The organism is Azospirillum sp. B506, from assembly GCF_000333595.1.
Taxonomy (GTDB): domain Bacteria; phylum Pseudomonadota; class Alphaproteobacteria; order Azospirillales; family Azospirillaceae; genus Azospirillum.
This window is the reverse complement of record NZ_BADK01000442.1, coordinates 1-11,059: the sequence shown is the minus strand read 5'-3', so window position 1 is coordinate 11,059 and position 11,059 is coordinate 1. Positions and strand designations below refer to the sequence as shown.

The window sequence follows — 11,059 nt, the reverse complement described above, 5'->3', positions numbered from 1 at the left end:
ACCGCATGAACAACGCCTGATCGGCGGGCGGTTCGACGGTTGATGAAAAAGGGGGCGGTCCGGTGGGGCGCCCCCTTTTTCTTGCGGAGTTGTCGGCTTCTCTCAGCGCTCCGGCAGCACCAGCTGTGCGGCGGGGGAGATGGCGAAGGATGTCGGGGAGGGATGACGTTCGGTGATCCGCTTGCGTGCCTCCTCCGCACTGTCGGCGGCGACGGCATAGGTGCGGATGCCGGTCCAGGGTGCGGCGGTGTCCAATGCCTCCACCGCGACATACCACAAGGGGCCGTCGGAACGGGCGACGCGATCGACGCAATGGAACTCCATCGGCGTCAGGGCGGCATCGTCGGTGACGGCCGATTGCAGCGACAGGATCTCGCCCTCCACCTCCGCCGCCTCGCGGCGCAGGCCGGCCAGCAGTTCCTCGGTCTCCAGCCGGCGGACGGAAGCGAGCTTGGCGTAATTGGCGTAGACGTCCAGCCGTTCCCTCAGCGCAGCCAGCTTCTCCGACCGGCGGCGGGCGCGGATGCCGAGGATCCGTTCGCCCAGCAGGCCGATCAGCAGGCTGGTGACCGACCCGAAAATCCACACGATGCTCATGGCGCCGCCACTCCGGCTCCTGCCCCCGCTGCGGCAGCCTCTTCCGCATCCTCGCCGGAGACGGTGACGCCCACCCCGTCGTGGAAGATGTTGCGGGTCAGCATCTGGGCGGCGGCGAAGTCGGAGGCCCAGACCTGCGCCTCGTTCTCGAAACGCCAGATGGCGGGGTGGACGACCGCCTTGGCGTCCGGCCGGGCGGTGAAGCCGGGGGCCATCGCCAGCCGGAAGACGAATCGGTTGCGTCCCGGTTCCGGCCGGCCGATCTCGTGGATGAAGCGCCGGGTGGCGGCGGTGCGCTTGCCGCTGCGCCGGCTGAGGACCAGCTTGTCGGTCGACAGTTCCGCCAGGCGGGCCTGCATCGCCGCGATGTCCGCCTGCATGGCCTCCAACTCGTTGGCCTGGAGTTCCAGCGCATCGCGTTCGGCGGCCAAGGTCGTGCCGCAGCGGCGGATTTCCCGGTCGGCCCGCAGGATCATGCCGCGGCGGATGCCCAGGAACAGCAGGGTGGCGCCGATGCAGAACAGCGCCAGCAGCATCTCCGACGTCATGTGCGCCCGCTCCGCAAACCATCCCGCAAGGTCTGGCAGTTGTAGCGCAATTCCCGCGGACACGCATCACAAGCAAGCGTCCTGCCGGCTCGAAAGAACGGCGCCCCGAAAGGCGCCGTCATTCGTCAGCCGGGCGAACGGAGGATCACTTCCGCGCGGCGATGGCGGTCTGGGCCGCCTTCACCAGATCGGGGCCGATCTGCTTGCTCCACTTGTCGAAGACCGGCTGGGTGGCGGTCTGGAAGGCCTTCTGCTCCTCCGGCGTCAGGCGCACCACCTCGACACCCTGGGCGGTGATGTCCTTCAGCAGGCTGTCGTCCTCGGCGGTGATGCCCTTGCGGGAGATCGCGACCTCTTCCGTGGCGGCCTGGACGGCGGCGGCGCGCACTGCCTCCTGGTCTTCCTTCGACCAGCTGGCCCACACCTCCTTGTTGACCACGAAGATCAGCGGGTCGGCGACATAGCCCCACAGCGTCAGGTTCTTCTGGCCCAGCGTGGCGAGCTTGGCGGCGACGAAGATCGCCAGCGGGTTTTCCTGCCCGTCGACGGCGCCGGTCGACAGCGCCGGCTGCGCGTCGGCCCAGCTCATCTGCGTCGGGTTGGCGCCGAGCGCCGTGAAGGTGTCGAGATAGAGCGGCGAGCCGACGACGCGGATCTTCAGCCCCTTCAGGTCGGCCGGCGTCCGGATCGGGTGCTTGGAGTTGGAGATCTCGCGGAAGCCGTTCTCGCCCCAGGCCAGCGGCACCACATCCTTCGTGGACAGCAGGTCGAACAGCTTTTTGCCGACCTCGCCCTGGGTCAGGGCGTCCAGCGCCTTGTGGTCCGGCATCAGGAAGGGCAGGGAGAAGAGATTCAGTTCCTTCACCTGCGGCGACCAGTTGATGGTGGAGCCGACCGCCATGTCGATGGTGCCCTGGCGGAGTGCGGTGAATTCCTTGGTCTGGTCGCCATTCACCAGCGAGGTGCCGGGATACATCTTGATGGTGATGCGCCCGCCGGTCTTTTCCTTGACCAGCTCGGCCCAGCGGTCGCCGCCGATGCCCCAGGGGAAGGGCTTGCCCAGAACGGTGGAAAGCTTGTACTCCGCCTTGTAGTCGGCAGCGTCCGCCGCGCCGGCAACCAGAGCCGGAACCGTCAGCGCGGCCAGCGCGAAGCCGGCGAGCAGAGCCTTCAGCGATTTCATGCTTGTTTCCTCCCAAGCGCCCTATACGAAAGATACGGACCGGGATCCTACAGATGGACGCAGGACTGTTCCACGCGCAATTTGAAGCGACCGTCCGCGGTCCGAACAATGCGGCCATGCGGCCCAGCCGCATTACGACCATGCTGCGCGGCCGCATCGCGACCATGCGGCTGGGCCTGACGCTCGGCGCTTGCGTCTGGCTGGCTCTGCCGGTGGCGGGGTTTGCCCAGGGACTGCCCGGTCCGGTGACCCCGATGGGGCCGAATCCCAGCGAATGCGAGATCGAGGCGGCACTTCTCGGCACCACCGGCCCCAACTGCCCGCCGGTGGCGATGCAGCGGCCGGCCGCCCCACCGCCGGCCACCCCCTTGCCGAACCGGCCGGGGGCGGTGACATTGCCGCCGCTGCCGGGGCCGACCGCGATGCAGGCGCCGGAACTGCGCGCCGCCTTCCGGGTCGAATTCGATTTCAACTCCGCCGTCATCCGGCCGGACTCGCGGCCGATCCTGGACAAGGTCGCGGCGGTGATGGGAGCGGCCGGCACCACCCGCTTCCGCATCGTCGGCCATACCGACGCGGTCGGCGGTGACGCGGCCAACCTTGCCCTGTCCAAGCGGCGGGCGGCGGCGGTGGTCGAGTATCTGGTGTCGCACCACCACATCCACACCGACCGGTTGGAGGCGTCGGGCATGGGCGCGCGGGAGCTGCTGCTGCCCGACCAGCCGAAGGCGGCGGCCAACCGGCGGGTGGAGATCGTCAATCTGGGGGGATGAGGTTTTTTGAAGCCGGCGGGAACCTTTGGCGGTGTGGGGTGTTGCGCTTGCGCGTCGGCGGGCTCGGTCTATGTGGCAGGACCGCCGTGCGCCGACCCTCCAACCTCCGACTGGGAGAGCCGATGCAGGACCACACCCCCATCCCCATCGACAGCCACCGCATCGCCGACGACGAGGTCGGCAAGCCGGCGGTTTTCGGCACCATCCTGTCGGGCGAGCCGCTGGAGATACACCGCAACATTTTCGAAGGGGATTACAGCCGCTTCCGGTCGGGGGTGTGGCAATGCACGCCGGGTCTGGTGGCGATGAAGGACTGGCCGTACCACGAGTTCTGCATTCTGCTGTCGGGCCGGGTCATCATCACGCCGGACGGTGGAACCGCGCGGGAGTACAAGGCGGGCGACGCGCTGGTGCTGCCGATGGGCTTCACCGGCACCTGGGAGATCCTGGAGACGGTGCGCAAATACTATGCGGTCCAGGCGCGCCAGCCGCTGCTGCGCCGGATGAAGGCGCGGGTGAAGGGCTGGTTGCGGCCCGATCAGGGGAATGGGGGCACCAAGGGCGGGCCGGCGGCGACGGCGCAGCCCGGCACCGCGTTCTGATGCCTCGCCATCCGCCGGACGCCCGTGTTAGGGTCCGCCGCGCCGTCCGACGGGACGGTTCCCGTGCAAGACTCTGATACTGGTGCGCTCCATGACCCAGGCCCCCCTTACCCTCACCGAGATCGCCGAAGCGCTGGGCGCGGCGGTCGAAGGCGACGGCTCCCTCACCATCCGCCGCGCCGTCCATCCGTCGGAAGCGGAGGGGCCGGAGGATCTGGCGCTGGCGATGGACAAGGACCTGCTGGCCCTGCTGCCCGCAAGCAAGGCGGTCGCCGCCGTGGTCGCCGAAGGGGTCGAGGTTCCCGACACGATCAAGGGCCGCGTCGTGGTGAAGCGCCCGCGCTACGCCATGGCCGGGATGCTGGATCTGTTCGAGAAGCCGGTCCATGCCGAGCCGGGCGTGTCGCCGCAGGCCTATGTGGCGCCCGACGCCGTGGTGGCGCCCGACGCCTCCATCGCCCCCTTCGCCTATGTCGGCCCGCGCGCCCGCATCGGTGCCGGGGTGGTCATCCTGCCGCATGTCACGGTCGGTGCCGACGCGGCGATCGGCGAGGGCAGCCTGCTGCATCCCGGTGCCCGCATCGGCGAACGGGTGAAGATGGGCGCGCGCTGCATCGTCCATCCCAACGCCGCCATCGGCAATGACGGCTTCAGCTTTGTCACGCCGGAACCGGGCAGCGTCGAATCGGCCAAGACCACCGGTCGCGTCGTCGGCACCAACGTGCTGATCCGCCGGGTGAACTCCATCGGCACGGTGATCCTGGGCGACGATGTCGAGGTCGGCGCCGGGGCCACCATCGACCGCGGCACGGTGACGGCCACCCGCATCGGCAACGGCACCAAGATCGACAACCTCGTCCAGATCGGCCACAACGTCCAGGTCGGCACCAACTGCATGCTGTGCGGCCATGTCGGCATCGCCGGCAGCACGGTGATCGGCGACCGCGTGGTTCTGGCCGGCAAGGTCGGCGTCGCCGACCATGTGAAGATCGGCAGCGACGCCGTGGTGGCCGCCAACTCCGGCGTCGGCATGGACATTCCTCCGAAGTCGGTGTGGATGGGCTATCCCGCCGTGCCGCGCGCCCGCGCCTTCGAGCAATACAAGGGCCTCGCCCGCCTGAAGCGCCTGTACGCCGACGTCTCCGACCTGAAGAAGCGCCTGACCGCCATCGACGGCGGGCCGGCGAAGGTCGAGGCGGAGCCGGCGGAACAGCAGGAATAGGCGGCGGTCCGGCCGTCTTCGCCCGTCATCGTTCAACCACAAACATTCCCATGACCTCCGGCCAGAACCCCACCCGTGAGTCCATCCTTGGCGGCCCGGCCGTCATCCTGGTGCAGCCGCAGCTCGGCGAGAACATCGGCGCCTGCGCGCGCGCGATGCTGAATTGCGGGCTGACCGACCTGCGCCTCGTCAAGCCGCGCGACGGCTGGCCGAACCCGAAGGCGAATGCCGCCGCCTCGGGCGCCGATCTCGTCATCGACAATGCGCGGATCTTCGAGACGACGGCCGAGGCGGTCGCCGATCTTGAAGCGGTCTATGCCACCACGGTGCGCACCCGCGACATGATCCAGCGCTTCGTCACCCCGCGCGTCGCGGCGGGTGAGATGCGGGAGCGTTATGCCGCCGGCCAGAAGGTCGGCGTGATGTTCGGGCCGGAGCGCACCGGGCTGTTCAACGACGACCTGACCCTCGCCCAGACGCTGGTGACGGTGCCGCTGAACCCGGCCTTCTCCTCGCTCAACCTGGCACAGGCGGTGCTGCTGATCGGTTACGAATGGTTCCAGGCCGGCGACCGCACGCCCGACCGCTTCCTGCACACCGGCCAGACCCGCCCGGCGACGATGGCGGAGCGGGTGAACTTCTTCGAGCGGCTGGAGGCGGCGCTTGACCGCACCGGCTTCTTCACCAGCGAGGAAAAGCGGCCCTCGATGGTGCGCACGCTGCGCAACGCCTTCGAGCGGATGGAGATGACCGAGCAGGAGGTGCGCACCTTCCACGGCGTCGTCGCCGCGCTGATCCAGGGCAGCCGTCGGAAAGGCGAGAACTGAGGCAGGATTTACCGTTATAGTGGGCGTCCATGGACTATGCGTTGCAGAACATGGACGTCGGGCTGGTGCTGCTGGACGGGGCGCGGCGGGTGCTGGCCCTGAATCCGGCGGCGGTGCGGCTGCTCGGGGATCGCGCGGCCGGGCTGGTCGGCGCCTATCTGCACGACCTGCACCCGCCCTCGCACCGCGCCAAGGTGGAATTGCTGCTGGCTGCGGCCGGCGATCCATCGGCGCCCGCTTCGGCCTGCTCGATGATGGTGGCGCTGCCCGGCCGGGTGCTGGTGGTGAAGGCGACGGCGCTGGCGCCCGCCGCGGCGCTGGCGGAGGGGAGTGCCGTCACCGCCCTGATGCTGATGGAGGCGGCGCGGCCGGCTTCGGCCGATGCGCCGGCCGTACCGGGTCCGCCGCCAGGACAGCCGCCCGCCGGGTCTCCGGCCGAACCGCTGGTCAAGCTGCCGGTGGAGAAGGGGCAGGGGATCGTGCTGCTCGACCCGGCCGACGCCGTCTATCTGCAGGCCGATGGCCATTACACCACGGTCCACACCGCCGATGGCGCCTTCTTCTGCGGCCTGCCCCTGTCGGAGCTGGAGGCGCGGCTCGACGCCCGCTCCTTCGTGCGGACCCATCGCGGCTACATCGTCAACCTGCGCCATGCCCGCGCGGTGGAACGCCAGGACGGCCGTGCCGCCTTCGTCATGGCGGCCCCCGGCGCGCCCCGGGTGCCGGTCAGCCGCAACCGTGCCGATGCGCTGAAGAAGCGGCTGGCGTTGTAACCGCTTCCGTTCATGCAGCGATTCCGCCGTTCGCGCGGGCGGACTGCCGCTGGTGCAGGGCGGCTTGATGGTGGGGTCGCGGGTGGGAAAACATCGGCGCAATGTTCCCCGCCTCCGGCAACCGTCAAGAGGAGACCGCTTCCGTGGACAGCATCGACGCACCCGACCGCTATGTCTCGTTCAAGGGAATCGACTGCGAAGGCAATGGCCGCCGCATCATCGAACGGCTTTACATGCACATCGACGATCCCGCCAAGACCAACGCCTTCTGGGAGCGCTTCCGCGCCAAGCTGGCGGTGGCCGAGGACCCGATGAAACGGCAGGCCGACGGGCTGTGCCTGCTTTGCGCCAACATCTATTACATCGCCGACCTGTTCGAGGAGCATGACGACGAGGACGGGCTGGCGATGCTGCGCCAGCTGGAGGACGAGTGCTGCTGACACCTCACGGCCTGGGCGCTGCCCCGGGAGCCGGCTCCTTCTCCGTCTCCTTGTCGGCGGCGGCGTAGGCGACGCGCCAGACCGTCCCGGAGGCATCCTCGGCGATCAGCAGGGCGCCGTCGGCGGTCACCGCCAGCCCGCTCGGCCGGCCCCAGACCTTCGGGGTCTCGTCGCCCTCCGCAGCACTGCCCATTGCGGTCCCGGCGGGGCCGGTCACGCGGAAGCCGGTGACGAAGGTCTCGTAGGTGCCGGTCGCCTTGCTCCTGTCGAAGGGGGCGGTGTCGAACGGCACGAAGGCGATGGCGTAGCCGGTCGGGCGCGAGCGGTTCCAGGATCCGTGCAGCGAGACGAAGGCGCCCATGCGGTAGCGCTCCGGGAAATGGGTGGCGTCGCCGAACACCAGCCCGATCGGCGCCGAATGGGCCTGGAACAGCAGGCCCGGCACCAGTGCCGCCTTGACCAGATCGGGGCGCCGCCCGGCAAGGTCCGGCTGCGGGTTGTCGCCGATGTAGGAATAGGGCCAGCCGTAGAAGCCGCCCGGCTTCACCGCCGTCAGGAAATCGGGCACCAGCTGGTCGCCCAGCCCGTCGCGCTCGTTCACGACAGCATAGAGGTCGCCGGTGCCGGGTTTGAAGGCGAGGCCGACCGGGTTGCGCAGGCCGGCGGCATAGGTGCGCTGGCCGCTGCCGTCGCTGCGGAATTCCTGGATGGTGGCGCGCGGCTCCGCCTCCACCCCGATGTTCCCTTCCGATCCGATGCCGACATAGAAGTGCCGCCCGTCCGGCGCCAGCGCGATGGAGCGCGTGGCATGGCCGCCGCGCCGGCCGAAGGCGCCCTCCGGCGTCAGCCGCCGCCGCTCGCCCGCCTGGACGGTCCCGGCGGTCCAGGGCAGCCGCCAGACCCCGTTCAGATCGCCGACCAGCACCGCCCCGTCCTGGAAGGCGAGGCCGAACGGCTGGTCGAAGCCCTCGGCCCAGACCTGGGCCATTTCCGCCCGGCCGTCGCCGTCGGCATCGCGCAGCAGGGTCAGGGTGCCCGGCCGCTGCTGCGCCACCAGCACGTCGCCGTTGGGCAGGACCAGCAGGTTGCGTGCATTCTCCACATGATCGCGGAACAGGGTCACGGTGAAGCCGCGCGGCGCGCGCAGCGGCTGGTCGCCGGGCCGCGGCACCATCACCGCCTCGTTGGCGACGGCGGGAGTGGCGTAAGGCTTGGGCAGGGTTTCGATCCGCACATGGACCTCCGCGCCGACCGTCTGCATCGGATCGGACCGCACCGGTCCGGTCAGCGCCGCTTGGGCCAGGGCGCGGCCGCCCGCCGGAGAAAGCAGGCCGGCGGCGAGCAGGCCGGCGAACAGGCCGGTCATGAGGGGCTTGAGCGACAGGGTGCGGCGGTCGGCCATCGGATGGGCGCTTTCACGGCGGGGGCAGGGCGGTCACGACAAATATCGGGCACGGATATGGGGACGATGCCGCAGCCGGGAGACGAAGGCAGGCGGTGCAAGGGGGGCTGTACCGGAGGGGTTCCCCGCAAGCGCCGGGTGTCGCGAACGTTGCCGTTGCGCCCATCAAGTTGCTTGCGGTCGCAGCCGGCGCCAGCCCATACTCCGACCGTTGTAGGCGGAAGAGCCGGCGGCCGGCGCCGGCTGCCGGCGAGGGTGCGGCGACAACTCGGCAATGATGGACAGACATCCGATCGACGCTGCGGCTCTCACGCTTTCGCCCTCGCGAACCCGTCTGCTGCTGGCCGCCGCCTTCACGCTGATCGCGCTGCTGGGCGCGGGTTTCTGGGGCTCCGTCGTCTGGGTCGACCGGGAAGAAACGCTGCGCCACGGCCGGGAACAGGCCCAGGCCACCGCCCGTCTGCTGCAGGAGCATGTGCGGCGAACGGTTGCAACCGCCGACCTCGCCATCGGCCGCACGCAGGATCTCATCCGGTATCACGGGCTGGCCGGCCTGGAAGCCAACCGCGAGGCCTGGATCACCATCCGCGACATGGTCGATGCCCTGCCGGAGATCGCAGCGTTGTGGGTCGACGGTCCGACCGGCGATGCCGTCNTGAGCAGCCGGCAGTTCCCGACACCGCAGGTCAACGCCGCGGACCGCAGCTTTTTCAAGGCGCATCTCGACGGCTCCGAATTCCATGTCGGCGAGCGCATCACCGGCAGGATCACAGGCACGGAGTTCTTCACCGTCAGCCGCTCGATCATCCGTGAAGGCCGCTTCCAGGGGGTCGTCCACGCCAACATCGACTTCGATTTTTACCGTCAGCTTTACGAAGGTCTGGATCTCGGTCCCGGATCGGCCATCGCCCTCTACCGCACCGACGGCAAGCCGGTGCTGCGCTTCCCCGCCACCGAACCGCTCGACGGTCCTGACGGCCAGACGGTGCTGCGCCGCGCAGAGGAGGCGGCGACCGAAGTGTTCGAGATCGACGGTCCGGTGCCGGGAGGCAGGCGCATCCTGTCCTATCAGCGGGTGCCGACCCTGCCGCTGGTTGTCTTCGTCGCCTTGTCGGAGCGGACGGAGCTGGCGGCGTGGCGGGAGCGCACGGTGCGCGGCAGCATCTTTGTCGGGCTGGCGGTGCTTGGCTGCGCCGGTCTGGCCTATGCCGCCCTGCGCAGCCTGGAGCGCGAGGTGGCCGGCCGTCGCCGGCTCGCCGACACCAATGCCGAGCTGGACACCAAGAAGCGCGAGCTGGAAACCGCCAACGAGGCATTCGCCAGCGCCAACCGCCGCCTGAACCTGATCCTGCATTCGGCATCCGACAGCATCTGCGGTGTCGACCGCGACGGGCTGATCACCTTTGCCAACCCCGCCACCTCGGCGCTGACCGGCTATTCCAACGAGGAACTGCTGGGCGGCAGCCTGCATGCGCTGATCCATTCCCGCCGCGCCGACGGCAGCCATTTCCCGGCGCTGGAATGCCCGGTGACCGAGGTGCTGCTGAGCGGTGAGAGCCGCCGCGGGTTGGAGGACACCTATTGGAGCAAGGCGGGAGCGGCGTTCCTGGTCGAATACACCGCCTCGCCCATGCTGGCGGATGGCAGGGTCGAAGGCGCCGTGGTGGTCTTCCACGAGATCGCCGAGCGCAAGCGGGCGGAGGCGGTGATGCAGCGCGCCCGTCTGGCGGCGGAGGCGGCGAGCCGCGCCAAGAGCGAATTCCTGGCCAACATGAGCCACGAGATCCGCACGCCGATGAACGCGATCCTCGGGCTGATCCATCTGCTGCAGCAGACGGATCTGACGGGCCGGCAGGCGGACTATGTCCAGAAGGTGCGGGTGTCGGCGCAGTCGCTGCTGGGCATCCTGAACGACATCCTCGACTTCTCCAAGGTGGAGGCCGGCAAGCTGGAGCTGGAGCGCGCCGATTTCCGGCTGGACGACCTGTTGCAGACTCTGGCGGTGATCATCGGGTCGGCGGCTCAGGAGAAGGACATCGACGTCCTGTTCTCGGTTGCGCCGGACGTGCCGTTGGACCTGATCGGCGATCCGCTGCGCCTGCAGCAGGTCCTGATCAATCTTGCGGGCAACGCCATCAAGTTCACCGAGTCCGGCGAGGTGGTGGTGTCGGTCCGGGTCCGCTCGCTGGCCGACGACGGCGCCGTGCTGGAGTTCGCCGTCCGCGACACCGGCATCGGCATCGCCCCGGACCAGCGCGAGAGGCTGTTCCAGGCATTCAGCCAGGGCGACAACTCCACCACGCGGCGCTTCGGCGGCACCGGTCTGGGGCTGGCGATCTGCGCCCGGCTGGTCCGGCTGATGAATGGCGCCATCGAGGTGGAGAGCGAACCCGGCAAGGGCAGCATCTTCCGGTTCCAGGCGGAGTTCGCCCGCCACCCCTGCAAGGCGGGGAATGGGACCACCGATGCTGTGGCCCCCCTTCCGCGGCCGGTTCCCCGCGACCTGTCGGTGCTGGTGGTCGACGACAACCCCACCGCCCGCGAGATCCTGGGCGATATCGCCACCGCCTTCGGCTGGACAGTTTCCGTCTGTGGCGACGGACAGGGCGCCATTGCCGAGCTGGAGCGTGCCGCCGTCGCCCGCCGGGCCTATGATCTGGTGCTGATGGACTGGAAAATGCCGAAAATGGAC

Annotated in this window: 11 protein-coding genes; 7 read left to right on the top strand and 4 right to left on the bottom strand. The window is 69.3% G+C overall.

Annotated features, from left to right (window positions below; all coding sequences use genetic code 11):
- Positions 1-102: 102 nt before the first annotated feature.
- From I71_RS13505 to I71_RS13495, 3 genes are all read right to left on the bottom strand, one after another.
- Positions 103-597 carry a hypothetical protein gene (locus I71_RS13505; protein WP_042695377.1) on the bottom strand — a complete coding sequence of 165 codons (495 nt, stop codon included), beginning with the start codon at positions 595-597 and terminating at the stop codon, positions 103-105.
- Entirely contained in the window at positions 594-1,145 is a 552-nt protein-coding gene (locus I71_RS13500) for a hypothetical protein (RefSeq protein ID WP_042695376.1), read from the bottom strand. Before I71_RS13500 ends, I71_RS13505 begins: the two co-directional genes overlap by 4 nt.
- Positions 1,146-1,290: 145 nt before the next feature.
- The gene (locus I71_RS13495; RefSeq protein WP_042695375.1) at positions 1,291-2,328 is read right to left on the bottom strand and encodes a DctP family TRAP transporter solute-binding subunit; all 1,038 of its coding nucleotides are present in this window, start codon (positions 2,326-2,328) and stop codon (positions 1,291-1,293) included.
- 53 nt (positions 2,329-2,381) lie between these two features.
- On the opposite strand from I71_RS13495, the gene I71_RS13490 reads away from it, so the two are divergent.
- From I71_RS13490 to cowN, 6 genes are all read left to right on the top strand, one after another.
- A complete protein-coding gene (locus I71_RS13490) occupies positions 2,382-3,101 on the top strand; it encodes an OmpA family protein (RefSeq protein WP_042695374.1) in 720 nt (239 codons plus the stop codon).
- 122 nt (positions 3,102-3,223) lie between these two features.
- Positions 3,224-3,703: a cupin domain-containing protein gene (locus I71_RS13485; RefSeq protein WP_042695373.1), complete on the top strand. Its 480-nt coding sequence runs from the start codon at positions 3,224-3,226 to the stop codon at positions 3,701-3,703.
- A 91-nt stretch (positions 3,704-3,794) separates the two neighbouring features.
- On the top strand, positions 3,795-4,925 hold the full coding sequence (gene lpxD / locus I71_RS13480; RefSeq protein ID WP_042695372.1) for a UDP-3-O-(3-hydroxymyristoyl)glucosamine N-acyltransferase: 1,131 nt from the start codon (positions 3,795-3,797) through the stop codon (positions 4,923-4,925).
- Positions 4,926-4,975: 50 nt separating this feature from the next.
- Positions 4,976-5,752, top strand: coding sequence for an RNA methyltransferase (locus tag I71_RS13475; RefSeq protein WP_042695371.1), 777 nt, complete (start codon positions 4,976-4,978; stop codon positions 5,750-5,752).
- A gap of 29 nt (positions 5,753-5,781) precedes the next feature.
- Positions 5,782-6,525, top strand: a complete 744-nt coding sequence (locus I71_RS13470) for a LytTR family DNA-binding domain-containing protein (protein WP_042695370.1) — start codon at positions 5,782-5,784, stop codon at positions 6,523-6,525.
- A 143-nt stretch (positions 6,526-6,668) separates the two neighbouring features.
- The gene (gene cowN / locus I71_RS13465; protein ID WP_042695378.1) at positions 6,669-6,965 is read left to right on the top strand and encodes a N(2)-fixation sustaining protein CowN; all 297 of its coding nucleotides are present in this window, start codon (positions 6,669-6,671) and stop codon (positions 6,963-6,965) included.
- Between the two features lie 4 nt (positions 6,966-6,969).
- Here the strand turns inward: cowN and I71_RS13460 are convergent, their stop codons facing one another.
- Positions 6,970-8,367 carry a sorbosone dehydrogenase family protein gene (locus I71_RS13460; protein ID WP_042695369.1) on the bottom strand — a complete coding sequence of 466 codons (1,398 nt, stop codon included), beginning with the start codon at positions 8,365-8,367 and terminating at the stop codon, positions 6,970-6,972.
- 274 nt (positions 8,368-8,641) lie between these two features.
- On the opposite strand from I71_RS13460, the gene I71_RS13455 reads away from it, so the two are divergent.
- A partial coding sequence (locus I71_RS13455; protein WP_042695368.1) for an ATP-binding protein occupies positions 8,642-11,059 on the top strand: 2,418 nt, incomplete at its 3' end.